The 25,379-nt window shown below is 70.1% G+C and carries 23 protein-coding genes; 14 read left to right on the top strand and 9 right to left on the bottom strand.

Going from position 1 to position 25,379, the window contains the following annotated elements; all coding sequences use genetic code 11:
• Positions 1-2: 2 nt before the first annotated feature.
• Entirely contained in the window at positions 3-1,085 is a 1,083-nt protein-coding gene (locus tag ACFVWD_RS43370; protein ID WP_168494313.1) for a lysophospholipid acyltransferase family protein, read from the top strand.
• A 75-nt stretch (positions 1,086-1,160) separates the two neighbouring features.
• Here the strand turns inward: ACFVWD_RS43370 and ACFVWD_RS43365 are convergent, their stop codons facing one another.
• From ACFVWD_RS43365 to ACFVWD_RS43355, 3 genes are all read right to left on the bottom strand, one after another.
• On the bottom strand, positions 1,161-2,384 hold the full coding sequence (locus ACFVWD_RS43365; protein ID WP_389603460.1) for a DUF5667 domain-containing protein: 1,224 nt from the start codon (positions 2,382-2,384) through the stop codon (positions 1,161-1,163).
• A 272-nt stretch (positions 2,385-2,656) separates the two neighbouring features.
• Positions 2,657-3,436 (bottom strand): ECF subfamily RNA polymerase sigma factor, BldN family, encoded by a 780-nt coding sequence (locus ACFVWD_RS43360; protein WP_054230018.1) that lies wholly within the window; start codon positions 3,434-3,436, stop codon positions 2,657-2,659.
• Between the two features lie 581 nt (positions 3,437-4,017).
• Positions 4,018-4,968 carry an HAD family hydrolase gene (locus ACFVWD_RS43355; protein ID WP_389603459.1) on the bottom strand — a complete coding sequence of 317 codons (951 nt, stop codon included), beginning with the start codon at positions 4,966-4,968 and terminating at the stop codon, positions 4,018-4,020.
• Between the two features lie 128 nt (positions 4,969-5,096).
• Between ACFVWD_RS43355 and ACFVWD_RS43350 the strand changes: the two genes are divergently transcribed.
• The 6 genes from ACFVWD_RS43350 (at position 5,097) to serC (ending at position 12,759) form a co-directional block, all read left to right on the top strand.
• A complete protein-coding gene (locus ACFVWD_RS43350; RefSeq protein WP_075033738.1) occupies positions 5,097-5,396 on the top strand; it encodes a glutaredoxin family protein in 300 nt (99 codons plus the stop codon).
• Positions 5,397-5,758: 362 nt separating this feature from the next.
• A complete protein-coding gene (locus tag ACFVWD_RS43345; RefSeq protein ID WP_054228018.1) occupies positions 5,759-6,523 on the top strand; it encodes a redox-sensing transcriptional repressor Rex in 765 nt (254 codons plus the stop codon).
• On the top strand, positions 6,520-8,289 hold the full coding sequence (locus ACFVWD_RS43340) for a glutamyl-tRNA reductase (RefSeq protein ID WP_389603457.1): 1,770 nt from the start codon (positions 6,520-6,522) through the stop codon (positions 8,287-8,289). The genes ACFVWD_RS43345 and ACFVWD_RS43340 overlap by 4 nt, the downstream gene beginning before the upstream one ends.
• Positions 8,286-9,308 (top strand): hydroxymethylbilane synthase, encoded by a 1,023-nt coding sequence (hemC, locus tag ACFVWD_RS43335; RefSeq protein WP_389603455.1) that lies wholly within the window; start codon positions 8,286-8,288, stop codon positions 9,306-9,308. Before ACFVWD_RS43340 ends, hemC begins: the two co-directional genes overlap by 4 nt.
• Positions 9,305-11,026, top strand: coding sequence for a uroporphyrinogen-III synthase (locus tag ACFVWD_RS43330; protein WP_389603453.1), 1,722 nt, complete (start codon positions 9,305-9,307; stop codon positions 11,024-11,026). The genes hemC and ACFVWD_RS43330 overlap by 4 nt, the downstream gene beginning before the upstream one ends.
• 614 nt (positions 11,027-11,640) lie before the next feature.
• Positions 11,641-12,759 (top strand): phosphoserine transaminase, encoded by a 1,119-nt coding sequence (serC, locus tag ACFVWD_RS43325; RefSeq protein WP_389603452.1) that lies wholly within the window; start codon positions 11,641-11,643, stop codon positions 12,757-12,759.
• Positions 12,760-12,896: 137 nt separating this feature from the next.
• On the opposite strand, the gene ACFVWD_RS43320 is transcribed toward serC, so the two are convergent.
• Positions 12,897-13,886 (bottom strand): WD40 repeat domain-containing protein, encoded by a 990-nt coding sequence (locus ACFVWD_RS43320; RefSeq protein WP_389603451.1) that lies wholly within the window; start codon positions 13,884-13,886, stop codon positions 12,897-12,899.
• A 138-nt stretch (positions 13,887-14,024) separates the two neighbouring features.
• Between ACFVWD_RS43320 and ACFVWD_RS43315 the strand changes: the two genes are divergently transcribed.
• Entirely contained in the window at positions 14,025-14,699 is a 675-nt protein-coding gene (locus ACFVWD_RS43315) for an SGNH/GDSL hydrolase family protein (RefSeq protein ID WP_389603449.1), read from the top strand.
• Here ACFVWD_RS43315 and ACFVWD_RS43310 read toward each other — a convergent pair.
• On the bottom strand, positions 14,687-15,163 hold the full coding sequence (locus ACFVWD_RS43310; protein WP_389603447.1) for a nuclear transport factor 2 family protein: 477 nt from the start codon (positions 15,161-15,163) through the stop codon (positions 14,687-14,689). The two genes, ACFVWD_RS43315 and ACFVWD_RS43310, sit on opposite strands and share 13 nt — an antisense overlap.
• Positions 15,164-15,288: 125 nt before the next feature.
• Here ACFVWD_RS43310 and ACFVWD_RS43305 point away from each other — a divergent pair, with 125 nt between their 5' ends.
• Together ACFVWD_RS43305 and ACFVWD_RS43300 are read left to right on the top strand one after the other, a co-directional pair.
• Positions 15,289-15,867 carry a Uma2 family endonuclease gene (locus tag ACFVWD_RS43305; RefSeq protein ID WP_389603445.1) on the top strand — a complete coding sequence of 193 codons (579 nt, stop codon included), beginning with the start codon at positions 15,289-15,291 and terminating at the stop codon, positions 15,865-15,867.
• A gap of 60 nt (positions 15,868-15,927) precedes the next feature.
• Positions 15,928-16,920 carry an aldo/keto reductase gene (locus ACFVWD_RS43300; RefSeq protein ID WP_389603443.1) on the top strand — a complete coding sequence of 331 codons (993 nt, stop codon included), beginning with the start codon at positions 15,928-15,930 and terminating at the stop codon, positions 16,918-16,920.
• Positions 16,921-17,172: 252 nt separating this feature from the next.
• Here ACFVWD_RS43300 and thpR read toward each other — a convergent pair whose 3' ends face one another.
• Positions 17,173-17,745, bottom strand: a complete 573-nt coding sequence (thpR, locus tag ACFVWD_RS43295; protein ID WP_389603441.1) for an RNA 2',3'-cyclic phosphodiesterase — start codon at positions 17,743-17,745, stop codon at positions 17,173-17,175.
• Between the two features lie 20 nt (positions 17,746-17,765).
• Between thpR and ACFVWD_RS43290 the strand changes: the two genes are divergently transcribed.
• Positions 17,766-18,311 (top strand): hypothetical protein, encoded by a 546-nt coding sequence (locus ACFVWD_RS43290; protein WP_389603439.1) that lies wholly within the window; start codon positions 17,766-17,768, stop codon positions 18,309-18,311.
• On the opposite strand, the gene ACFVWD_RS43285 is transcribed toward ACFVWD_RS43290, so the two are convergent.
• Positions 18,253-19,536, bottom strand: coding sequence for an MFS transporter (locus ACFVWD_RS43285; protein ID WP_389603438.1), 1,284 nt, complete (start codon positions 19,534-19,536; stop codon positions 18,253-18,255). The two genes, ACFVWD_RS43290 and ACFVWD_RS43285, sit on opposite strands and share 59 nt — an antisense overlap.
• A gap of 344 nt (positions 19,537-19,880) precedes the next feature.
• A complete protein-coding gene (locus ACFVWD_RS43280) occupies positions 19,881-20,318 on the bottom strand; it encodes a MarR family winged helix-turn-helix transcriptional regulator (RefSeq protein WP_054235179.1) in 438 nt (145 codons plus the stop codon).
• A gap of 143 nt (positions 20,319-20,461) precedes the next feature.
• Between ACFVWD_RS43280 and ACFVWD_RS43275 the strand changes: the two genes are divergently transcribed.
• The gene (locus ACFVWD_RS43275; RefSeq protein ID WP_054235178.1) at positions 20,462-20,644 is read left to right on the top strand and encodes a hypothetical protein; all 183 of its coding nucleotides are present in this window, start codon (positions 20,462-20,464) and stop codon (positions 20,642-20,644) included.
• A gap of 39 nt (positions 20,645-20,683) precedes the next feature.
• Here the strand turns inward: ACFVWD_RS43275 and ACFVWD_RS43270 are convergent, their stop codons facing one another.
• Positions 20,684-22,135: an NCS2 family permease gene (locus tag ACFVWD_RS43270; RefSeq protein WP_389603437.1), complete on the bottom strand. Its 1,452-nt coding sequence runs from the start codon at positions 22,133-22,135 to the stop codon at positions 20,684-20,686.
• A gap of 320 nt (positions 22,136-22,455) precedes the next feature.
• On the opposite strand from ACFVWD_RS43270, the gene ACFVWD_RS43265 reads away from it, so the two are divergent.
• Together ACFVWD_RS43265 and ACFVWD_RS43260 are read left to right on the top strand one after the other, a co-directional pair.
• Entirely contained in the window at positions 22,456-22,734 is a 279-nt protein-coding gene (locus tag ACFVWD_RS43265) for a DUF2530 domain-containing protein (RefSeq protein ID WP_101404378.1), read from the top strand.
• Positions 22,735-22,846: 112 nt separating this feature from the next.
• The gene (locus tag ACFVWD_RS43260; protein WP_389603436.1) at positions 22,847-25,246 is read left to right on the top strand and encodes a cation-translocating P-type ATPase; all 2,400 of its coding nucleotides are present in this window, start codon (positions 22,847-22,849) and stop codon (positions 25,244-25,246) included.
• Positions 25,247-25,379: the final 133 nt, after the last annotated feature.

The following is a 25,379-nucleotide window of genomic DNA, read 5'->3' as shown; positions in this document are numbered from 1 at the left end:
CGATGGCGGACGCCAAGGTCATTCCGTTCGACGACGACCGGTCGCGCGGGGGTGCTGTGCAGCGCCCGCCGCGGCGGCGGGCCGCGGGGAGCCGGCGCAAGGGCGATCCCGTGGTGGTACGTGAGGTCCAGCCCCTGCCCGGCCGGACCTTCCCGCAGGATGATGTTCCTGTGACGCGTGAGGAACAGCCGCCTCAGCCGTCGACGCCGAAGAACGCGCCGTCGACGTCACAGGCGCGGGAGGGTGGCGGGCTGGAACGGCGCGTCGCCGGTGGTCTCGCCTTCCTGCGCCGGCGCCTCACCGGTGACTACGAGATCGATGACTTCGGGTACGACCAGGAGCTCACCGAGCAGGTCCTGATGTCCCTGATCCGGCCGCTGTACGAGAAGTACTTCCGGGTCGAGGTGAAGGGCATCGAGAACATCCCGACCGACGGCGGCGCGCTGATCGTCGCCAACCACTCGGGCACCCTCCCGCTGGACGGCCTGATGATGCAGGTCGCCGTCCACGACAACCACCCCGAGAGCCGCCATCTGCGCCTTCTCGCGGCGGACCTGGTCTTCATGCTGCCGGTGGTCAACGAGCTGGCCCGCAAGGCCGGTCACACCCTCGCCTGCGCCGAGGACGCCGAACGGCTTCTGGAGCGCGGCGAGCTGGTCGGTGTGATGCCGGAGGGCTTCAAGGGCATCGGCAAGCCGTTCGGCGAGCGCTACAAGCTCCAGCGCTTCGGCCGAGGCGGGTTCGTGTCGACGGCCCTGCGGCAGGGCGCCCCGATCATTCCGTGCTCGATCGTCGGCGCGGAGGAGATCTACCCGATGATCGGCAACGCGAAGACGCTGGCGCGGCTGCTGGGTTTCCCGTACTTCCCGATCACGCCGACCTTCCCGTGGCTGGGTCCGCTGGGCGCCGTCCCGCTCCCCACGAAGTGGACGATCCAGTTCGGCGAGCCGATTCCCACGGACGGCTATCCGCCGGAGGCCGCCGAGGACCCGATGCTGATGTTCAACCTGACGGACCAGGTCAGGGAGCAGATCCAGCACACGCTGTACAAGCTGCTGGTGCAGCGCCGGTCGGTCTTCTTCTGACGAACGTTCCGCTGGTGACGGACATACGAGGCTGGGGCGCCCTTCCGAGAAGGGCGCCCCAGCCTCGTACCGGAGTTACTTGCTGTCCTCGCTGTTGATGCCCAGGCCCGGCAAGAGACCGGGCAGCAGCGGGGGCAGGGTGACGTCCGGCGCGCCACTCGTCGGGCTGGACTTGCCGGCCGACGGGGACGAGCTGGTGGTGTCCTTGGGCGGGTCCAGGAGGCCGCCCGTGGTGCCGCCGAGCAGGCCCTCGCCGGTACTGGTGGAGCCGGACGGCTTCGGCTTGCCGCTGCCGTGGCTGCCGGTGGTGGAGCCGCTGCTGGCGCTGGGCGCCGGACGGTCCGTACCGGACGACGAGCCCGGGGCGTCCGAACTGGCACCCCGGTGACGGCCTGTGCCCTCCTTCGCCGGGGTGCCCGGGAGCAGCGGGTCGACCTCTTCGTCTATGGCGGCGAACACCGACGAGACCTGCTGACTGACGTCGCCGAGCTGGACGGGCAGCCGGTCGCGCAGCGCGCCCCAGGCCTCGCGGTGCGACTGGGCGAAGGCGGACAGGGCCTGGATGGGGCCCAGTGAACCGTCCCGCTCGTACGCCTCGTACAGCAGGCGGTGGCCCTCGGAGGCGTCGTGCTGCATGCCCGAAAGGGCGCGGCGGATCTCGCCCAGGGACTCGTGGTCGAGGTGGCCCGAGCGGCCTCGCTCCATCAGCCGGCGTGCCTCGCTCAGGCGTGTGGACGCCTGGTCGAGGTAGAGCTCACCGCGGTCGCTGTCGCCGTGGGCCAGGCCGAGTTTGATGTCCTCCATGCCTCGTTTGAGCCCGTAGAGCGAGTCACCGGGCAGGGCGTCGGAGCTGGCGGCTGCCACGCCCCCGAAGGCTCCCGCGGCCACACTCACGGTGAGCCCGCCCGCGGCCAGGCCCTTGGACAAACGCGAACGCGGTCGCAGCTTCCCCAGTCCGGTCGCCCGGTGTGCGCCCCGTGCCCGGTGCGAGCGCTGCTCGGGCACGAAACGGTCCGGGCCTTCGCCCCCCGCGGCGGTGCCTTCCAGCAGCATGGCCTCCATCGCTGCCACGAGCTGTGCTCGCTGCACGACCTTGACCTCGGGGTCCAGCTCCGGTTTGGGCAGCTCGCCGAGACCGGTGGCGAGGGCCAACAGGAGGCCCTGCTCGGTCTGTTCCGATGCAGCCCGGGACGGTGCCGATCCATCGGGCTGCTCGGCCGCCGTGCCCCGGTCGGACTGCTCCTCCAGGGCCTGGGCGAAGGCGTCCGCCCGCCGGTGTGCCGATACGTTCGCGATCACTGGCGGCACCTCCTCTCGTCAAGACGGTCGACTCCCCAGGGGGTCCTGAGGGTTGCACGCCCCGAGCGCATCCACACGATCGAGTGATCGGCGAAGGCCGGGTCGTGACCACAGGGAGCCTGTATCCCGCACAACGAGCGTCGCGGCACTTGGGTTACGGACGACGGATGACCGGACCGCGAAGTCAACGGACTTTGACGGAAGGTGAGTTGAGTGTCGCAGAGCGTGTGGGATCACTATGGCGTTCGTACGGACCGGCGTTCGTACGGGTTTCAGCGGGCGTCGTCCGGGAGGAGCCGCGCCAGGGTGCGGACGGCTCGATACTGGAGGGTCTTGATGGCGCCCTCGTTCTTGCCCATCACCCGTGCGGTCTCGGCGACCGAGAGCCCTTGCAGGAAGCGCAGGGTGACGCACTCCTGCTGCTGGGGGTTGAGCCGTCGTACGGCGTCGAGCAGGGCCGCGTTCGACAGTGACTCCAGGACGGAGTCCTCGGGGCTTCGCTCGACCTCGTTCGCGTCGAGCATTTCGCCGGTGGTCACTTCGAGTCGGAATCGGCTCGATTTGAAGTGGTCCGCGACCAGGTTGCGGGCGATGGTGACCAGCCAGGCGCCGAAGTCGCGACCCTGCCAGGTGAACGTTCCGATGCGTCGCAGGGCGCGCAGGAACGTCTCACTGGTGAGGTCCTCGGCGGTCGCCTTGCCGCCGACGCGGTAGTAGATGTAGCGGTACACGGTGTCGCTGTACTGGTCGTAGAGGCGGCCGAAGGCGTCGGCCTCGCCGGCCTGTGCGCGCTCGACCAGATCCATCATCCGGGCGCTGTCGCTGTCTGCGGCCGGGCGGCGTGCGGTGGGCGTGGCGGCCGAGCCCGAGCGGCCTCGTCTGCCGACCGCCGCGCTGCCCTCGGCCAGGGCGTAGCAAGGGCCGAGGGGCGCGGGGACGGCGGCGAGGGCGGGGACGGCGTAAGCGGTGGGGACGAAGCCGCGCAAACGGTCCAGGACCGTTGCGCGCAGCGTAGCCAGGCCCGAGGCGTCAACCCCGACGTGTGAGTACACGGGACTCCCAGAGGCAGAGCTTCCATCACGTGCAGTGCGGGACCGTTCACCCGTCGTAGCGACGGAGGGGTACCGGTTTGCGTCTGAGGAGAATAACGCTTCGTACAGGCAGCGCTACACCGAGTTGCTCAAATCATCGATTACGTCGCTTCTGTAACCGATTGACGCCCGATCAAGTGCCGGACAGTGACCGGTTGTTGATCGGATGGGTTCGGGTTCCGTCTGGGTGCGGGGCGTGTTGTGGCCGTGTGGGGATGGGGTGACTGGGCGGGGGGCCGCGGGGGTAGGACAGGGGATTGGCCGACTCCCGGCGGGATCCCTGGGGGCTGCGCCCCCAGACCCCCGAGGTGGGTTCTTCGGCTGCGGGTGGGTGGGGGCTGGTCGCGCAGTTCCCCGCGCCCCTGGGGCACGGGGCTGCGCCCCAGCGCCCCGGCGCCCCATCGGCCTGAGTGGCCTTGTCCTCGCACGCCGGACGGGCTGGAGGTCTTTAGAGGCGCGGGGAACTGCGCGCCAAGCCCCCACCGGCCGGTAGTCGAAGAACTATGGGCGGGCGGGGGATGCGGGGCGCGGCCCCGGGTGTGTCAGCGGCGGCGGCGGTGGAGGGCGATGGCGGCCGCTGTGCCGCCGGCCACGGCGCCGACGCCGGCCGCGGCGGGGATGCCGACCTTCGCGGCCTTGCGGGCCGTACGGTAGTCGCGCAGACGCCAATCGAACGTATGAGCGTGCTTGCGGAGTTTCGTGTCCGGGTTGATCGCGTAGGGGTGGCCGACCAGGGACAGCATGGGGATGTCGTTGTGGGAGTCGCTGTAGGCGGCGCAGCGGGAGAGGTCCAGGCCCTCGGCGGCGGCCAGCGCACGGACCGCCTCCGCCTTCGCCGGCCCGTGCAGGGGCTCGCCCACCAGCTTGCCCGTGTAGACGCCGTCCACCGACTCCGCGACCGTGCCCAGCGCACCGGTCAGGCCCAGCCTGCGGGCGATCACCGTGGCGATCTCGACAGGGGCCGCAGTGACCAGCCAGACCTTCTGGCCCGCGTCCAGGTGGGCCTGGGCGAGGGCGCGCGTACCGGGCCAGATGCGTTCGGCCATGTACTCGTCGTAGATCTCCTCGCCGATCGACATCAGCTCCGCGACCCGGTGGCCCTTGACGATCGAGAGTGCCGAGTCACGGGCGTCCTGCATGTGTTCCGGGTCCTCGACGCCGGCCAGCCTGAACCATGCCTGCTGCCAGGCGAATCGGGCGAGGTCGCGGGTCTCGAAGAACTTCCGTTTGTACAGGCCCCGGCCGAAGTGGAAGAGGGCGGCGCCTTGCATCACGGTGTTGTCGAGGTCGAAGAAGGCCGCGGCCTTCTCGTCGCCGAGGACCGGGAACTCCGGTTCCTGGGCGGGCGCGGCGGCGTCGGGCGCGGCGTCGTGGGCTAGTTCCTCCAGTTCCTGGGAGGACTTGCGCGCTGCCTCCGCCGAGGCCTCGCCTGCCAACACGCTCCGCGCGGTGGCGGAGCGCCTACGGGGAGTGAGCCATCCGAGAGCGGCCATGTCGTGAGCATAGCCAGTTTGTTCGGAGCTTCCGGAGTCGAGAGGATGCGAGGCTGTGAACTCTCCGCGACCGAGCCGTTAAAGAAGTCGTCCGACCGGCACCTCCTGGCCGCGCGGGTGGCGGGAGAATGACCCGTATGAGTTCCATGTTCCGGCGCGGTGGGCGCCGTACGACGCAGAAGGCACCCTCGGAGCGGCTGGTCACGCTCATCAGGAAACCTGGTTGTCATCTGTGTGATGACGCACAAGAAGTGGTGGAGAAGGTGTGTGGGGATCTCGGGGTCCCCTGGGAGCACAAGGACATCACCGAGGATGAAGAGCTGCACCGTGCCTACTGGGAGCAGATCCCCGTGGTGCTGGTGGACGGGGCGCAGCACACCTTCTGGCGTGTGGACGAGGCGCGGCTGCGCAAAGCCCTCGCGCCGTAGCGGCGCCTTGTGGCGCGGTGTGGCGTGGCGTTCCGTCCGGATTGTGCCGTGATCGGGTCCGGGCCCCCTCCTGACCGGTGAGTCCAACGGGTCCGGAAAGTCGCCTAGGATCGACGGCGATTGGTCTCGGGGGCGGGATTTGTTGAGGAGAGTGTACGGTTTTGCCCCCTTCAGGTGCGGAACGAAGTTGTGTGCGCGCCGGTTCCATACGGGCGCGCCGGGAGTGCGTGACCCCCGTCACGTTGCCCGGGCAAATCGGACACCATCTTTGTGCACGCGTTCACAAAGACATAGCCTGCATTCGACGGGGCGGTCTAGGTACGTGTGACCGCCTGCAGCCCCGCGCTACCCGCAGGAGCACCGTGGCAACTGGCCGAACTCACCGACCGGCGACCCGCAGCCGAGGGATTCCCGAGGCCACCGTCGCCCGGCTTCCGCTGTACCTCCGAGCCCTCACCGCACTGTCGGAGCGCTCGGTACCCACGGTCTCCTCCGAGGAGCTCGCGGCCGCGGCGGGGGTCAACTCCGCGAAGCTGCGCAAGGACTTCTCCTACCTCGGCTCCTACGGGACGCGTGGTGTGGGGTACGACGTCGAGTATCTCGTGTACCAGATCTCCCGTGAGCTGGGCCTGACCCAGGACTGGCCGGTAGTGATCGTCGGTATCGGTAACCTCGGCGCCGCGCTGGCCAACTACGGCGGGTTCGCCTCCCGTGGTTTCCGGGTCGCCGCGCTGATCGACGCCGATCCGGAGATGGCCGGAAAGCAGGTCGCCGGGATCGCCGTGCAGCACAGCGACGGCCTCGAGAAGATCATCGACGAGAACGGCGTCTCCATCGGCGTCATCACCACCCCGCCGGGCGTGGCCCAGCAGGTCTGCGACCGCCTGGTCGCGGCCGGAGTCACCTCCATCCTCAACTTCGCGCCGACCGTCCTGTCCGTCCCGGACGGCGTCGACGTGCGCAAGGTCGATCTCTCCATCGAGCTGCAGATCCTCGCCTTCCACGAGCAGCGCAAGGCCGGCGAGGAGGCCGAGGCCCAGGCCGGTGCCGCCGCCGTGGCCCAGGCCGCCCAGGAGGACAACGGCAAAGGTCCTGACGGGGACGTCCCCGCCGTGATGCCGGCATGAGTCTCCTCGTCGTCGGGCTGAGCCACCGCAGCGCCCCGGTCAGCGTCCTGGAGCGGGCCACGCTGAACGCGGACGCCCAGATCAAGCTGCTGCAGGACACGGTCGCCGCCGAACCGGCCGCCGAGGCCACGCTGCTCGCCACCTGCAACCGCATCGAGCTGTACGCCGACGTCGACAAGTTCCACGCGGGCGTCGCCGAGCTGTCCACGCTGCTCGCCCAGCACAGCGGGGTCGGCCTCGACGAGCTCACCCCCCACCTCTACGTGCACTACGAGGACCGTGCCGTCCACCACCTCTTCTCGGTGGCCTGCGGGCTCGACTCGATGGTCGTGGGCGAGGGCCAGATCCTCGGCCAGATCAAGGACGCGCTCGCCACCGCGCAGGAGATGCACACCGCGGGCCGGCTGCTGAACGACCTGCTCCAGCAGTCGCTGCGGGTCGGCAAGCGCGCCCACTCCGAGACCGGCATCGACCGCGCCGGGCAGTCCCTCGTCACCTTCGGCCTCCAGCAGCTGTCGGCCGGCACCGCCGTCGACGCCTGGGCCAAGGGCAAGAAGGCCCTCGTCATCGGCGCGGGCTCGATGTCCTCGCTGGCCGCGGCGACGCTCGCGCGCGCCGGAGTCTCCGAGATCGTCATCGCCAACCGCACCCCGGACCGCGCGGAGCGGCTCGCCCAGATCCTCAACGAGAACGAGGGCGGCGACACGGACGTGCTGGCCCGCGCGGTACCGATGGATTCGGTGCCGCTCGAGCTGACACGTGCCGACGTCGCCATCTCCTGTACCGGAGCCACGGGACTCGTCCTGACGGCCGAGACGGTCGCGGCGGCCGTGGAGGGACGCACGGGAGAGTCCGTGGTCAGGGCCGAGCCCGCGGCGAAGCCCCTCGTGCGAGGTGCCGGCTCCGCTCGTACGGCGTCGCCCGCGGCCGTGGGCCACCAGACGCAGCTCGCTCCCACCAGCGTCGGCACCGACGACGACTGCCCGCTCGACCTGTCCGCCGTGCAGGGCACGGCCGGCTTCTCCGTACTCGGCGAGGCCGCCGTCGCCGGAATGGCCGCCGCCGAGCTGGAGCAGCACGCGGCCTGGGTGGACAAGGGCGATGTCGCGGCCCGTGCCCCGCGCGGGGCGGCCGTACTCGACCCGGAGGCCGACGCCGACGCCATCGCCGCGCTCGTGCTGGCCGTCGCCACCGTCGGCCGGGTGCCCGAGCGCCGCAGGCCCGAACCGGTCGCCGAGGCCCCCCGGCCCGCGCCCGTGCTCTCGCTGCTGGACCTCGCCATGCCCCGTGACATCGACGCGGCCGTGCACCGGCTGCTCGGCGTGCGGCTCGTCGACATCGAGTCGCTGGCCGAGGCGTCCGCGGACGCGCCGATGGCGGCGGACGTGGACCAGGTGCGGAGGATCGTTTCCGACGAGGTGGCCGCCTTCAGCGCCGCCCAGCGGGCCGCCCACATCACCCCCACCGTCGTGGCGCTGCGCACCATGGCCGCCGACCTCGTCGCGAGCGAGATCGCGCGGCTCGACGGGCGGCTGCCGGACCTCGACGACAAGGAGCGGGGCGAGATCACGCAAACCGTGCGGCGCGTCGTCGACAAGCTGCTGCACGCACCGACCGTACGGGTCAAGCAACTCGCCGCCGAACCCGGTGGCGCCGGGTACGCGGACGCGCTGCGAACCCTGTTCGACCTGGACCCCGAGACGGTCGCCTCCGTCTCGCGGGCCGAGAACAACAACGAGAACGCCAAGAACCGAGGGCGAGCATGAGTGAGCCACGTGAGCCACGTGCGCCGCAGGGGCAGGCTGGAGCGCCCCAAGGGCGACCAGATGAGAAGGCGGCACTGAGGCTGGGGACCAGGCGCAGCAAGCTCGCCATGGCCCAGTCCGGGCTGGTGGCGCAGGCCGTGAGCCAGGTGACCGGCAGGCCCGTCGAGCTCGTGGAGATCACGACGTACGGCGACACCTCCCGTGAGCACCTCGCGCAGATCGGCGGCACGGGCGTCTTCGTCACCGCGCTGCGCGAGGCGTTGCTGCTCGGTGAGATCGACTTCGCCGTGCACTCCCTGAAGGATCTGCCGACCGGGCAGCCCGACGAGCTCGCGCTGGCCGCCGTGCCGCCGCGCGAGGACCCGCGCGACGTGCTCGTCGCCCGCGACGGGCTGCGCTTCGAGGAGCTTCCGGACGGCGCGCGCGTCGGTACCGGTTCGCCGCGCCGGATGGCCCAGCTGAACGCGTACGCCCGCAACCACGGGATGACGATCGAGACGGTCGCGATCCGTGGGAACGTCGACACGCGGATCGGATACGTACGCAGCGGGGAGCTCGACGCCGTCGTGCTCGCCGCCGCGGGCCTCGGCCGCCTGGGGCGGATAGAGGACGTGACGGACTTCCTGTCCGTCGACACCGTTTTGCCCGCCCCCGGCCAGGGGGCCCTGGCGATCGAGTGTGCCGCGGACAACGCGGATCTCGTCGCCGCGCTCGGCGAACTCGACGACCCGTTCACCCGGGCCGCCGTGACCGCCGAGCGGTCCCTGCTCGCCGCCCTGGAGGCCGGCTGCAGCGCACCCGTGGGTGCTCTCGCCGACCTTCTGGCCGACGGGCAGATTGTCAAGGAGATGCGCCTGCGCGGCGTCGTCGGCACGACCGACGGCACGACGTTGGTGCAGCTGTCCACCACCGGTCCCGTGCCCGAGACACATGACCAAGCAATGGCGCTCGGCCGTGAACTCGCCGCCGAGATGCTTGCCAAGGGCGCGGCCGGTCTGATGGGGGAGCGAGCACATTGAGCCCCACCAACCTTCCCGCCGGTCCCGCACACGGGCACGTCACCTTCCTCGGTGCCGGACCCGGAGATCCGGGACTACTGACACTGCGCGCCGTCGAGGCGCTGGCGAACGCGGATGTTCTCGTCGCCGAGTACGAGGTACTCGACATGGTCCGCGTCCATGCCAGACAAGGCGTCGCCGTACTGAGTACGAATACGGACGGGGGGACGCCTTTGGGCACGTCTTCCAGTACGTATCCGGGCACAGGCACGCCTCAACTAGCGGTTGTTGACGCCGTGTCAACGTCCGCTGGTGACCCCGCGTTGAGGGACGCTGCCAATCTTGTCATGGAGGCCGCGCGGGGCGGCAAGCGGGTCGTGCGTGCGGTGTCCGGTGACCCCGGGCTCGACACGTACGCCGCCGAGGAGATGCTGGCCTGCGCCGCGGCGGGCGTGCCGTTCGAGGTCGTGCCGGGTGTCGCCGCGGCCGTGGGCGTGCCCGCGTACGCCGGTGTGCCGCTGCGCGACGCGCAGGGCGCCGACGTGCGGTTCGTCGACGCGCGTACGGCCTCCGACCGGTGCTGGACCGAGGTCGGGGCGTCGGACGGGACGGTCGTCGTCTCGTCGACGCTGGACTCCGTGGCCGCCGCCGCGGGCGAGCTGGTCGCGGCCGGTCGCAAGCCGGACACGCCGATGACGGTGACGATCGCCGGTACGACGACGCGTCAGCGGACCTGGTCGGCCACGCTCGGGACGATCGCCCAGACCCTGAAGCAGGCGAAGGTGCTGCCGTCCCCGGACGGTGGGCGCCCGGTGATAGCCGTGGTCGGTGAGCGTTCCGCCGCGGCTCAGCGCGAGCAGCTCTCGTGGTTCGAGTCCAAGCCGCTGTTCGGCTGGAAGGTGCTCGTACCGCGGACGAAGGAGCAGGCGGTCTCGCTCTCCGACCAACTGCGGTCCTACGGCGCTGTGCCGCACGAGGTGCCGACGATCGCCGTCGAGCCGCCGCGGACGCCGCAGCAGATGGAACGCGCGGTCAAGGGGCTGGTGACGGGCCGCTACGAGTGGATCGCCTTCACCTCCGTGAACGCGGTCAAGGCCGTGCGGGAGAAGTTCGAGGAGTACGGGCTCGACGCGCGGGCCTTCGCCGGGATCAAGGTCGCGGCGGTGGGCGAGCAGACGACGAAGGCGCTGGTCGCCTTCGGCGTGAAGCCGGATCTGGTGCCGAGCGGTGAGCAGTCGGCCGCGGGGCTTCTAGAGGACTGGCCGCCGTACGACCCGGTGTTCGACCCGATCGACCGGGTGTTCCTGCCGCGGGCCGACATCGCCACCGAGACGCTGGTCGCGGGGCTCATCGACCTGGGCTGGGAGGTCGACGACGTCACGGCCTACCGGACGGTGCGGGCCTCGCCGCCGCCGGCGGAGACGCGGGAGGCGATCAAGGGGGGCGGTTTCGACGCCGTGCTCTTCACGTCGTCCTCGACCGTACGCAATCTCGTCGGCATCGCGGGCAAGCCGCACAACGTGACGGTGATCGCCTGTATCGGTCCGGCCACCGCCAAGACGGCGGAGGAGCACGGGCTGCGGGTCGATGTCATGGCTCCGGAGCCGTCCGTGCTCAAGCTGGCCGAGGCGTTGGCGGACTTCGGTCTCAGGCGGAGGGCTGCCGCCGCGGAGGCGGGGGATCCGGTTACTCGGCCGAGTGAGCGTCGGCCGGGGGCGCGGAGGCGTCGGACGACGTAGGGGTGTGTAGGGGGTGCGGGGCGGTCGGGGCGGACCAAGGGTTTTCCGCCCCCGCCGCCTCTACCCGTCCCGTCCCTGGGGGCTCCGCCCCCAGACCCCCCGGGTGGGTTCTTCGGCTGCGGGTGGGTGGGGGCCGGTCGCGCAGTTCCCCGCGCCCCTGGGGCACGGGGCTGCGCCCCGTCGCCCACCGGCCCGCACTCAAACGAAGCCGGGTGAGCGGGGGATGCGGGGCGAAACCCCGCCTCAGAGGCACGAGGAACCGCACCACCAGCCCCCACCCACCCACAGCCAAACGAAGCCGGATGAGCGTGCCATGCGGGGCGAAACCCCGCCTCAGAGGCACGAGGAACCGCACCACCAGCCCCCACCCACCCACAGCCAAACGAAGCCGGATGGGCGTGGCATGCGGGGCGAAGCCCCGTCTCAGGGGCGCGGGGAACTGCGCGACCAGCCCCCACCCACCCGCGGTCAAAGGACGGCTTACGGGGTCCCGGGGCGGAGCCCTGGGGATGGGTCGGGTAGGGGCGGCGGGGGCGAGGAAACGTGGCCGCCGCCCCGTCTCACCCGCCGGACGAGGTTTCCACCACGTTTCGCATAACGGATACGCTCCCACCGTGGCTGATATCCAGATCCCCGCTGACATCAAGCCCGCCGACGGACGTTTCGGCGCGGGCCCCTCCAAGGTGCGCACGGAGGCGCTCGACGCGCTGGCCGCGACCGGGACCTCCCTGCTCGGCACCTCCCACCGCCAGGCCCCGGTCAAGAACCTGGTCGGCAAGGTCCGCGAAGGCGTGCGCGACCTGTTCTCGCTCCCCGACGGCTACGAGGTCGTCCTCGGCAACGGCGGCTCCACCGCCTTCTGGGACGTCGCGACCCACGGCCTGATCGACAACAAGTCCCAGCACCTCACCTTCGGCGAGTTCAGCTCCAAGTTCGCGAAGGCAGCCAAGCTCGCCCCCTGGCTCGCCGAGCCCACCGTCATCTCCTCCGACCCGGGCACGCACCCCGAGCCGACGGCCGAGGCGGGCGTGGACGTCTACGCCTACACCCACAACGAGACCTCCACCGGCGTCGCCGCCCCCCTCAAGCGCGTCAACGGCGCCGACGAGGGTTCCCTCGTTCTGGTGGACGCCACCTCCGGCGCCGGCGGCCTCCCGGTCGACATCACCGAGACGGACGTCTACTACTTCGCCCCGCAGAAGTCCTTCGCCTCCGACGGCGGCCTGTGGATCGGCGTCTTCTCCCCCGCCGCCATCGAGCGCGCCGAACGCATCCACGCGAGCGGGCGTCACGTGCCGGAGTTCTTCTCGCTCCCCACGGCGATCGACAACTCCCGCAAGAACCAGACGTACAACACCCCGGCCCTCGCCACCCTGTTCCTGCTCAACGAGCAGCTGGAGTGGATCAACGGCCAGGGCGGTCTGGAGTGGTCCACGGGCCGTACGAAGGACTCCTCGACCCGCCTCTACACCTGGGCCGAGGAGAGCAAGTACGCGACCCCGTTCGTCGCCGACCCCGCCAAGCGCTCGCAGGTCATCGGCACGATCGACTTCGCCGACGAGATCGACGCCGCCGCCGTCGCCAAGGTCCTGCGTGCCAACGGCATCGTCGACACCGAGCCCTACCGCAAGCTCGGCCGCAACCAGCTCCGTATCGCGATGTTCCCGGCGATCGCCCCGGCGGACGTCGAGGCGCTGACGAAGTGCATCGACTACGTGATCGAAAAGCTGTAGTCCTCACTCGTACGCAGAGGGGGGCGCCCGGCGCGGGCAATCGCGCCGGGCGCCCCTTTTCTCATGCCGTACGCATCCTCACGTCACCGAGCGACCGTCCCCGTGTTGGTCACTGCCCAGCGGCATCCATGGGGCGACTACGACTTGCGCAACAACCTCCGCAGCCCGAACCCCGCCGCCAGAACCGCGGCGACGGCGAGCGCCCCCTTGGCACCGGAGCTCATGCCGCCGCCGTCGCCTCCACCGGCCGACGCCGATCCCCCGCCCTCCGAAGGCGACTTGGAGCCGGAGCCGCCCCCGGGAACCGAACCGGGCTGGACCGGACTGTCCTTGCCCTCGCTGCCGTACATGAGCTCGGACCCGTCGGGGGTGTACGTGACCGACTCCCCCTGCCGCTGGAGCGGCACGTTCAACCGCCCCTGCCGCTTGGGCTTCCCGTCGTTCCAGGCGTACGCGATCCCGCCGAAGTACCCGCGCACGACGAGCTGTTCGCCGTCGGGCGAGAAGGCGCCGTCGGTGACCCAGAGGTCGATGGTGGCGACGGGACGGAAGATGTTGGTGCCCGACGTGGAGAGCCGGGCGGGACCCTCGTACAGGTGGCCGCCGTCCTCGTTCTTGTCTGCGATGTAGACCCGGCCGGTCTTCGGATGGACCATCAGCGCCTCGGCGTTGCGAGGGCCGTCCGCGTACTTCACGACATACTGCGTGGCCCGGATCGTCTGGTCCTTGAGCACCTTCGGCTCGGGCAGCTTGTAGATCCACACGTAGGACCACTTGCCGCCGAGGTTGTCGCCGATGTCGCCGACGTAGAGGTCTCCGTCGGGCCCGAGGGAGATGGCCTCGACGTCACGCGGCGCGCCCACCCCCTTCATGGTGATGGTGGCGACGGTCTCGCCGGTCCTGCTGTCGACGGCGTAGAGGTACGGACCGTCGTCGCTGTCGTTGTGGGTCCAGTAGATGCCGGGGTGGAGATGCGAGGCGGCGAGCCCGCTCGACTCGGTGATCCGGGGGTCCTTGATCGTGAACCCCCCGTCCCCGTCGGCGGCGAGGGCCGGCGCCGGCAGCGTGAGGGCGAGAACGGCAGCGGCGGAGGCGGCTCCGGCGAGGAACGAGGACGATCGGCGCATGGCCCAAGCCTGCCATCCCGGCGCCACCGGGACCCGGGTGCGCCCGCGGGGAGCCGCCGCCCCCGGCGTGTCCATCCTCACACCTCGCACCCCACACGGCCCTTACTGATCGCCCGCCCGATCATCCATGATGAGCGGATGCTCAGGTTCATGCCCGTCGGCGACTCCATGACGATCGGAAGCGCGGGCGAACACACATGGCGTTACCGAATGTGGCAGCACCTGCGCGCGACGTACGGGGGCCCGTTCCGGATCGTCGGCCCGCGCGAGACGCTGTACGACAAGGCGACGGAGTCCGCCGACTCGCACGAGTACGCGGACCCGGACTTCCCGCGCGCCCACCTCGCGGGCTGGGGCGAGGGTTGGCAGCACATGGTGCCCCTGATCGGTGAAGCGGTCCGCACCCAGCGCGCGGACGTGCTCCTGGTCTCCCTCGGCCTGATCGACCTGGGCTTCTACACGAACGCCGTACAGACGGCGGCGAACGCCCGCGCCTTCGTCGCCGAGGCCCGCGCGGCGAACCCGCGCGTCCACCTGGTCCTCCTCCCGGTGATACCGAACGTCCGCGCGGAGTCCGACGCGCCCTTCGCCACCGAGGTCGCCGCCTTCAACGAACTCCTGGCGAAGGCGGTGGCCGACCTGGACGAACCCCGCTCCCCCGTCCTCCTCGCCTCCCCGCCCCCCGCCTACGACTTCCGCCACGACACCTACGACGGCACGCATCCCAACGCGACCGGCGAGCACAAGATCGCGGAGGCCTTCGCGGAGGCGATGTACCAGGCCTGGGACCTGGGCGAGCCCTACTCGGCCTGACCGCCGACATCGGCCGGCGGCTTTCCCCGGGTCCAGACCACCTCTATGGCCGTGTCGCGGAAGCGCCAGCCCTCGGGGGTACGCCGAACCTCGGCCCGGCAGTGACCGCCGACGGTGAAGAGGGTGCCGTCGTGGTGAACGTGAGTCATCAACGCGTTCCAGGAGACGGCGGCCACCGCCCCGCCCTCCGCCACCTCACTCATCACGTCGGTGGCGATGTGCTGTGTACGAGCGAACCGCCCGAGCGCCTCGACGGTGTGCCGCAGCACGGCGTTGCGCCCCTCGTTGTCACCGATGGGAGTCCGCTCCCGCACGTCTTCCGTGAAGTACTCCCGTGCCCACTCCTCGTCGATCTCCCGCACGTCGAGCGAACGGAAGAACCGGCTGACGAGCAGACCGATGGCGCTGTGGTCGGCGTAGTCGGGGTGGTTGGCGTGATCTGTGTGCTCGGTTACCGAGGTCATGCCGCCAGCCTGATGTCTCAACCAAGGTTGAGGTCAAGCATGCCCCCACGTAACCAGGTCACCGTGCGTATCGTTGTACCGCGCGGCTGCACTCGACCGGGTTGCGGCCGGGGAGGAGCGCCACCATGACCGTCGTAGAGAACGACAGGATCGCCATGGCCACCATCAACGAACAGACCTTGGACGAGCTGTTCGCCCAGATGATCGTCCCCGAGGGCTTCAAGGCCGAGATCGTCGAGGGGGCCATCTACATGTCGCCGCAGCGGGATGTCCACTGGGAGACCATTCTCCTGATCGTCGAGATGCTCAGGGATCACTTCAAGCGGCGCGCAAAGGTGCTGTCCGACGTGCGCGTCGACTTTCCCGGTCACCTCAACGGCTTCTGCCCAGATGTAGCGAAGTTGCGCGACGGCTCCGAGAAGGACGCCGAGGGCCGTTGGCGCTACCAGGACGTGGAGTTCATCTCCGAGGTCATCTCCAAGGACACCGCCAGGAACGACTACGGCCCCAAGAAGACCGCCTACGCGCTCGCCGAGGTCCCCGTCTACCTCATCGCCGACCCGTACCAGGGCCGGTGCCACGTCTACACCCAGCCCAAGGACGGCGAGTACGTCACGGAGACGACGGTCTCCTTCGGCGGAGACGTCGACCTGACCACCACCCTCGGACTCACCCTCAAAACGGACGAGTTCCCCCGCGACTGAGCCCCCGTCCCGCACGCCTCCCTTGCCTAGAGCGCACTCCACCCCGTTGGCTAGGGAGTCATGAAGTACACGCAGCTCGGACGCACGGGACTCAAGGTCAGCCGACTCGTCCTCGGCACCATGAACTTCGGTCCGCAGACCGACGAAGCCGACAGCCACGCCATCATGGACGCGGCGCTGGACGCAGGGATCAACTACTTCGACACCGCGAACGTGTACGGCTGGGGCGAGAACAAGGGCCGTACGGAAGAGATCATCGGAAACTGGTTCGCGAGGGGCGGTGAGCGGCGCGACAAGGTCGTGCTCGCCACCAAGGTGTACGGGAACATGGCCGCCGACGGCGACGCCTGGCCCAACCACGACAAGCTGTCGGCCCTCAACATCCGACGGGCCGTGGACGCCTCCCTCAGGCGGCTGCGGACCGAATACATCGACGTCTACCAGTTCCACCACGTCGACCGCCGCACTCCCTTCGAGGAGATCTGGCAGGCCATCGACGTACTGGTGCAGCAGGGCAAGATCCTCTACGTGGGGTCCTCCAACTTCCCCGGGTACAAGATCGCCCAGGCCAACGAGATCGCCGCCCGGCGCGGCGGCACCATCGGCCTCGTCAGCGAGCAGTGCCTCTACAACCTCGCCGAGCGGCGCGCGGAGATGGAGGTCATCCCGGCCGCGCAGGAGTACGGCCTCGGGGTCATCCCCTGGTCGCCGCTGCAGGGCGGACTGCTCGGCGGTGTCATCAAGAAGGAGGTCGAGGGCGGGCGCAGGGCGAGCGGCCGGGCCGCCGACTCCCTCGCCAACACCACCATCCGCGCGCAGGTCCAGTCGTACGAGGATCTGCTCGACAAGCACGGGATCGAGCCCGGCGAGGCCGCCCTGGCCTGGCTGCTGACCCGCCCCGGCGTCACCGGCCCCATCGTCGGCCCCCGTACCGCCGCACAGCTCGCCTCGGCCCTGCGCGCGGTCGAACTGGAGCTGTCGGACGAGCTGCTGACCGGCCTGGACGAGATCTTCCCGGGTCCGGGCCCGTCCCCGGAGGCCTTCGCCTGGTAGCGCTCCCCAGGGGGCGCCCGCCAGGGCGCCCCCTCAAGGGGCGTGAGGAACCACGCGACCGCCACGACCTGCCCGCGGGCAGACGGGCCGCGCGGTGTTCCGGCCGACCCGGCGGAGCGGTCCGGTCGGCTCTACTTGACCGCCGCCGCCAGTGCCACCACGACGAACATCAGCACGAGCACACCGGCCATGATTTGGTTTCGGGTCTTCGGGTTCACGCCATCGAGGTTAACCGGCCGCCCCCGAGCGCCTTCAGCCGCCCGCCCCGTCCAGCGGCCAGCGCGCCACCGTCTCGTAGCGGGGCTGCTCCCCCCGCACTCCCGACCTCGGCAGATTGCTGCGTACGAGACACAGTTCCCGGGCCGTCCAGTCCCGCCCGGCGAAGGCGTCCAGGCCGGCGACGTACGGGGCGAAGTCCGCGGTGTCCCGGCTGCGGGCCAGCGTCAGGTGCGGGCGGTAGCGACGGTGCTCGCCCGTCTCGACGCCCGCCTTCCGCGCCGCCGCCTCCGCCCGGTCGGCCAGCAGCCGCATCGTGTGAACGTCTCCCGACACCCCGGTCCACAGCGCCCGGCCCCCGAAGTGGCCGCCGCCATGGAGGGCGAGGGGGAAGGAGGGGGTGCGGTGGGCCGCGCGGGCCAGGCGGTCCGACAGGGGCTGGACGAGTTCCTCCGCCACCTCGCCGTAGAAGGCGAGGGTGAAGTGCCAGCCGGGGCGGCCCGTCCAGCGCAGTCCGTCCGCGCCCGGCAGGCGGTGCAACTCGTCGACCACCGTGCCGAGTTCACGCAGCGCGGCCTCCGGTGGCAGCACGGCCGCAAAGAGTCTCATGCGCATCACCCTTCCAGGGAATGGATCATCGGGCCACCTTCGCCCACGATGAATGCCTGGCCGAACGGAAGGCGAACAACGACGCGGTGGGGTTCGTGTACGCGCAGGTCGGGGTGATCTACGCGGTCGTGCTCGCGATGGTCGTGGTGGGCGTGTGGGACGCGCGCTCCCGGGCGCACGAGAACACGTACACGGAGACGAACGCGCTGCTCCAGATCACCTGGTTCAGCCGTACGCTCCCGCAGCCGGACCGGGGGCGGCTCGGCACCCTGACGGAGCAGTACACGCGCACGGCGATGTACGACGAGTGGCCGCTGCTCGGCGAGCAGCGGGACGATCCGGCGGCCTGGCGGCAGTTCACCGAGATCCGCCAGATCATCAACACGCAGGAGCCGGAGAGCGCTGAGAGTGAGCCCGACGGCGTTCCGGCCGGCACTGGTCCGGATACGGGCACTCGGATAGCCGTACGGCCGTCGTCCGGATGGCTGGACAGCCGTACGGCCGTCGTCACACCGCCGTGGCCAGCCGCTCCTTCTGCTCTGCCGCTTCCTTCGGTACGAAGCTGACCCGCGGGTGGCCGTGATGCCAGCCCACCGCCAGGCGCAGCCCGCCGACACGGGCCAGGACCAGGCCGACGGTGGTCGCGGCGACGGCCGAGACCAGGCCGCCGAGGGCGAAGCCGACGCGCGGACCGTAGGCGTCGGTGACCCAGCCGACCAGGGGCGCCCCCAGGGGCGTACCGCCCATGAAGACCATCATGAACAGCGCCATCACCCGGCCGCGCATGGCCGGATCGGTGCCCATCTGGACGGCGGTGTTCGCCGTGACGTTGACGGTGAGGCCGAAGATCCCGATCGGGACCATGAGGAGTGCGAAGAGCCAGAAGGACGGGGCCAGGGCCGCCGCCACTTCCAGGACGCCGAAGGCCATGGCCGCCGCGATCAGGATGCGCAGTCTCGCCGTGCCACGGCGGGCGGCGAGCAGCGCGCCGGCCACCGAGCCGACCGCCATCAGCGTGTTGAAGAGGCTGTACCCGCCGGCGCCCGCGTGGAAGATGTCGTCCGCGTACGCCGAGAGCCAGACCGGGAAGTTGAAGCCGAACGTGCCGATGAAGCCGACGAGGACGATCGGCCAGATCAGCTCGGGGTGGCCGGCGACATAGCGCAGGCCCTCACGGAGCTGGCCCTTGCCGCGCGGCGCCCGCTCGACCGGGTGCAGGTCACGGCCGCGCATCAGGAGCAGGCCGACGACGGGCGCCACGAAGGACAGACCGTTGAAGAGGAACGCCCAGCCCGTGCCGACGCCGGTGATCAGGACGCCCGCGACGGCGGGGCCGACCAGGCGGGCGGACTGGAAGTTGGCGGAGTTGAGGCTGACCGCGTTCTGCAGTTGGCCCGGGCCGACCATCTCGGAGACGAAGGACTGGCGGGCCGGGTTGTCGACGACCGTGGCGAGACCGACGGCGAAGGCCGCCAGGTAGACGTGCCAGACCTGGACGTGGCCGGAGAGGGTCAGGAAGGCGAGCGCGAGGCCGGTGACGCCCATGGCGGTCTGGGTGGCCAGCAGGGTGGGGCGCTTGGGGAGGCGGTCGACGAGGACGCCGCCGTACAGCCCGAAGAGCAGCATCGGCAGGAACTGCAGCGCGGTGGTGATGCCGACCGCGGCGGAGGAGCCGGTGAGGCTCAGGACCAGCCAGTCCTGCGCGATGCGCTGCATCCAGGTGCCGGTGTTGGAGACGACCTGGCCGAGGAAGAACAGCCGGTAGTTCCTGATCCTCAGCGAGCTGAACATCGAGGAGCGGGGGGAGCGGGAGGAATTCTCGGGGGCGGGCGGGGAGTCGGGGGTGGCTGGTCCGGGGGCGGAAGGTATTCCGGATCCCGTACTCAAAGGGATTCGCCTCCTAGCGTGGGACGTCATTGCACGCGGGCGCGGCCGCGTCTGTCACGGTGAGGTTCGGGCACGGCGGAGTGTGCGGGGCAGTGCGCACGGCCGTCACGGCGTGCCCCTGGCGGTGCATGGGACACCGTGGCCGGCGCACATCCGGCGCTCTGCCGTGCGCGGCCGCGACCGCCGCGCGGCGCCCGCGCCGAGGCCGCGCCCGGCGCGGGTGCGCCCGAGCCGGGTGTGCGCCCCTGTCACAGTTGCGCGAGCTTTTCGAGGACGGGCGCGGCCTCGCGGACCTTCGCCCACTCGTCCTCGTCCAGGGCCTCGACCAGTCCGGCAAGGAACGCGTTGCGCTTGCGGCGGCTCTCCTCGAGCATCGCCTCGGCCTTGTCGGTCTGGGTGACGACCTTCTGGCGCCGGTCCTCGGGGTGCGGCTCCAGTCTGACCAGGCCCTTGGCTTCCAGCAACGCGACGATGCGGGTCATCGACGGGGGCTGCACATGCTCCTTACGGGCGAGCTCGCCGGGCGTGGCGGTGCCACAGCGGGCGAGGGTGCCGAGCACCGACATCTCGGTCGGGCTCAGCGACTCGTCGACCCGCTGGTGCTTGAGTCGACGCGACAGCCGCATTACTGCGGAGCGCAGGGCGTTCACGGCGGCAGCGTCGTCGCCATGGGTGAGATCAGCCATGTCTTTAGGGTAACTCATTACTCTCGCTAAAGAGCCACAGAGTGCCCGTGACACGGGCCACTGAACCTTTACGTCACCCATATGAGTGAGTCGCATCCAGAAAGTGACCCCTCATTCCTCCCGCTCCCGCGACCCTCGACCGCATGGGGACCAGCGTGCTCAGCCTGCGGATAGACGGGGAGCTGCTCGACCGGCTCCGACACCATGCCGCCAAACGCGGAATGAGCGTCCAGGACTATGTCGTCCGGACGCTCATTCGCGATGACTTCGACGAGCGGTTCCAGACCGCGGTCGAGGAGACGGAGAAGTTCTACGGGGTCACGTGAGACCCCGTGGGGCCGCTCGCGTGAGCCCCACGGGGCCGCTTACGTCAGGCCCAGGGCCGGCATCAGGTAGTAGAAGGCGAACACCGCCGAGACGACGTACATCGCGACCGGGATCTCCCGGGCGCGGCCGGCGGCCAGGCGCAGCACCACGAAGGTGATGAAGCCCATGCCGATGCCGTTCGTGATCGAGTAGGTGAACGGCATCATCACCATGGTCACGAAGGCGGGCATGGCGATCGTGTAGTCCGCCCAGTCGATCTCCTTGACCGAGCCGGAGAGGATCAGAAAGCCGACCGCGAGCAGGGCGGGGGTCGCGGCCTGGGACGGGACCATCGTGGCGATGGGGGTCAGGAAGAGGGCCACGGCGAAGAGCGCGCCGGTGACGACGTTCGCGAAGCCGGTGCGCGCGCCCTCGCCGACGCCCGCCGTGGACTCCACGAAGCAGGTGGTGGCCGAGGAGGAGGTGGCGCCGCCCGCGGCGACCGCGATGCCGTCGACGAAGAGGACCTTGTTGATGCCGGGCATGTTGCCCCGCGCGTCCGTCAGCTTGGCCTCGTCGCCGATGCCCATGATCGTGCCCATCGCGTCGAAGAAGCACGACAGCAGCACGGTGAAGACGAAGAGGATGCCGGTCAGCACGCCGACCTTGCCGAAGCCGCCGAAGAGGCTGACCTTGCCGACGAGACCGAAGTCCGGGGTGGCGACCGGGTTGCCGGGCCACTTCGGGGTGGTCAGGCCCCAGGACGGGACCTTCGCGACGGCGTTGATGATCACCGCGAGGACCGTCATGCTCACGATCGAGATGAGGATGGCGCCGGGCACCTTGCGCACGATCAGCGCGAGTGTGAGCAGCGTGCCGAGGATGAAGATCAGGACGGGCCAGCCGTTGAGGTGACCGTCGGCGCCGAGCTGGAGCGGGACGGTGGTCTGGGCGACGTCCGGGATGCGCGAGACGAAGCCCGAGTCGACCAGGCCGATCAGCATGATGAACAGGCCGATACCGATCGAGATGCCCTTGCGCAGGCCCAGCGGCACGGCGTTCATGACGCGCTCGCGCAGACCGGTGGCGACGAGCAGCATCACGATGAAGCCCGCGAGGACGACCATGCCCATGGCGTCCGGCCAGGACATCCGCGGGGCGAGCTGGAGGGCGACGACCGTGTTCACGCCGAGGCCCGCCGCCAGCGCGATCGGCACGTTGCCGATGACGCCCATGAGCAGCGTGGTGAAGGCCGCGGTCAGGGCGGTCGCGGTGACCAGCTGGCCGTTGTCCAGGTGGTGCCCGTACATGTCCTTCGCGCTGCCCAGGATGATCGGGTTCAGCACGATGATGTAGGCCATCGCGAAGAAGGTGGCGAGACCGCCGCGGATCTCGCGGGGCAGGGAGCTGCCGCGCTCGGAGATCTTGAAATAGCGGTCCAGCGCGCCCTGCGCGGGGCCGGGCCCGGGCTGCTCCGGGGCGGGGGCCTTGGTGGTGGCCGAGGTGGACATGGGTGACCTCATACATGCGGGGCCTTGCGGGCCAGGACTGGCGCCGGGCGATGGGGGTACCCCCTGCTCGAGCGAAGCCGAGAGCTTGGGGGAGGCGCCGGGCTGGGGAAAACATGATCGAGTCTGGCCGCTGCGCGATCACCAACAGGTTTCTCAGATGTTTCTGTTGGAGTTTCGTACGAACAGAAAGAGCCAGACTCAGACCGTTTCAGTATGAACATATGAGTCCGAAATCGCTATCTCCGCGCGTAGACCGTTGGTATACAAGGGGCCGCACGGGTAGGGCGGAGCCGGCGCCGACGGCCTCGTAAGCTGTGTCCATGGCGAAGTGGACCCCCAAGCACGAGGCGCCGGAGCCCCTGGAGGGCCCCGTCGTCGCCACCATCACGGGCGGCACGATCCTCTGGTTCGTCCTCTTCCTGGTGCAGCTGCCGTTCTACGGCTGGTTCGACGACCACGGGCACCTGTGGTGGGTGTGGACCTGCCTGGCCGGCGCGGGCCTCGGCCTGATCGGCATCTGGTACGTCCGCGGGCGCGACGCCGCCCTCAAGAGGGCCGCCGCCGAAGCGGAGCGACCCTCGTCCGCTGCTGCGGAGTAACCAGCTCCCCCTACAACCACGGCATCACCCACCGCCGCCCCGGTCCTCCCCTGGTCGGATCTTTGGGGCACTCGGCGGGTGAAGCCGTATTTCCGCACGTACCGTCGAATGCATGACGCACATCGACGCGGGCGCCGAACTCGACCCTGTTCACCCCGTGCCCCTGCCCGCCCCCAAGCGGGCCCCGGGGCTGTCCGCCGCCGAAGTGGCCGAACGGGTCGCCCGCGGCGAGGTGAACGACGTCCCCGTACGCAGCAGCCGCTCCATGGGCGAGATCGTCCGCGCCAACGTCTTCACCCGGTTCAACGCGATCATCGGTGTGCTCTGGCTGATCATGCTGTTCGTGGCACCGTTCCAGGACAGCCTGTTCGGGTACGTGATCATCGCCAACACCGGGATCGGCATCATCCAGGAGTGGCGGGCCAAGAAGACCCTGGACTCGCTCGCGGTGATCGGCGAGGCGAAGCCGACGGTCCGCAGGGACGGGGTCGCGGGCGAGGTCAGTACGTCGGAGATCGTGCTGGACGACGTGATCGAGATCGGGCCCGGGGACAAGATCGTCGTGGACGGCTCGTGCGTCGAGGCCGACGGTCTGGAGATCGACGAGTCACTGCTCACCGGCGAGGCGGACCCGGTGGTCAAGCACGCCGGCGACGAGGTGATGTCGGGCAGCTTCGTGGTCGCGGGCGGCGGCGCGTTCACCGCGACGAAGGTGGGACGGGAGGCGTACGCGGCGCAGCTCGCCGAGGAGGCGTCCCGCTTCACGCTGGTCCACTCCGAGCTGCGCAGCGGTATCTCCACGATCCTCAAGTACGTGACGTGGATGATGATCCCGACCGCCATCGGTCTGGTCATCAGCCAGCTCGTGGTCAAGCAGCACGGCTTCAAGGACTCCATCGCCCGTACGGTCGGTGGGATCGTCCCGATGGTCCCCGAGGGCCTGGTCCTGCTCACCTCCGTGGCCTTCGCGATCGGCGTCATCCGGCTTGGCCGGAAACAGTGCCTCGTGCAGGAGCTTCCCGCCATCGAGGGCCTCGCCCGCATCGACACCGTCTGCCTCGACAAGACCGGCACCCTCACCGAGGGCGGCATGGACGTCACCGAGCTGCGGCCGATCCAGGGCGCCGACGAGACGTACATACGCAAGGCCCTCGGGGCGCTCGGCGAGTCCGACCCGCGCCCGAACGCCTCCCTCCAGGCGATCATCAACTCCTACCCGGACAGCGAGGACTGGCGCTGCACCGAGTCACTGCCGTTCTCCTCGGCCCGCAAGTACAGCGGGGCGTCCTTCAGCGAGGGCAACGGGGAGTCGAGTACGTGGCTGCTCGGCGCCCCCGACGTGCTGCTGCCCGACGGGGACCCGGCGCTCGCCGAGACCGCGCGGCTGAACGAGGACGGGCTGCGGGTGCTGCTGCTCGCCAAGGCCTCGAAGGACCTCGACGACCCCGGAGTGACGGAGGGCGCCCGGCCCACCGCCCTGGTGGTACTGGAGCAGCGGCTGCGCCCGGACGCGGCGGACACCCTGCGCTACTTCGCCGAACAGGACGTCAAGGCGAAGGTCATCTCCGGCGACAACGCGGTCTCGGTCGGCGCGGTGGCCGGGAAGCTCGGCCTGAGCGGCACTGTCGTGGACGCGCGCCACCTTCCCGACGAGAAGGAGGAGATGGCGAAGTCGCTGGACAAGGGCACGGTGTTCGGACGGGTCACCCCGCAGCAGAAGCGGGACATGGTGGGCGCGCTCCAGTCACGCGGCCACACGGTCGCGATGACGGGCGACGGCGTGAACGACGTGCTCGCTCTGAAGGACGCCGACATCGGCGTGTCCATGGGCTCTGGCTCCGAGGCGACCCGGGCGGTGGCCCAGATCGTGCTGCTCAACAACAGCTTCTCGACGCTGCCCTCGGTGGTCGCGGAGGGCCGCCGGGTCATCGGCAACATCACCCGCGTCGCGACCCTCTTCCTCGTGAAGACGGTCTACTCGGTGCTGCTGGCCATCCTGGTGGTGTGCTGGCGGGTCGAATACCCCTTCCTGCCCCGGCACCTGACCCTGCTGTCCACCCTGACCATCGGCATCCCGGCGTTCTTCCTCGCGCTCGCCCCCAACACGGAGCGGGCGAAACCGCACTTCGTCCAGCGGGTCATGCGGTACTCGATCCCCGGGGGCGTCGTCGCGGCGGTCGCCACCTTCATCACCTATCTGGTGGCCCGTCAGCACTACACCGGGCCCGGCGAGTTGGACGCGGAGACCAGCGCCGCCACGCTGACGCTGTTTCTGATCTCGATGTGGGTGCTGGCGATCATCGCCCGCCCGTACACCTGGTGGCGCGTCGCCCTGGTGGCCTCGATGGGCCTGGCGTTCGTCGTCGTACTGATCGTGCCGTGGCTCCAGCACTTCTTCGCCCTGAAGCTGGTGGGCGTGGAGATGCCGTGGATCGCGGTGGGCATCTCGGTGGTGGCGGCGGCCACCCTGGAGTTCCTGTGGAGATGGGTGGACCGCCGCTTTCCGGCGTGAGCCGTACCGGCCCGTGCGCCCAAGACCGGTGCGGCTGATCGGGCTCACTCCCAATGAATGCGGCTGAAACGTGTGCGGTCCCCGCGCCCCTGGCGGGAGCGCGGGGACCGCACGGCGATTACTGCGCGTCGAT

Origin of the sequence: Streptomyces sp. NPDC058086 (assembly GCF_042885015.1) — a bacterium.
Taxonomy (GTDB): Bacteria; Actinomycetota; Actinomycetes; order Streptomycetales; family Streptomycetaceae; genus Streptomyces.
The sequence above is the reverse complement of the archived record's forward strand: the minus strand, read 5'-3'. Positions and strand labels throughout refer to the sequence as shown.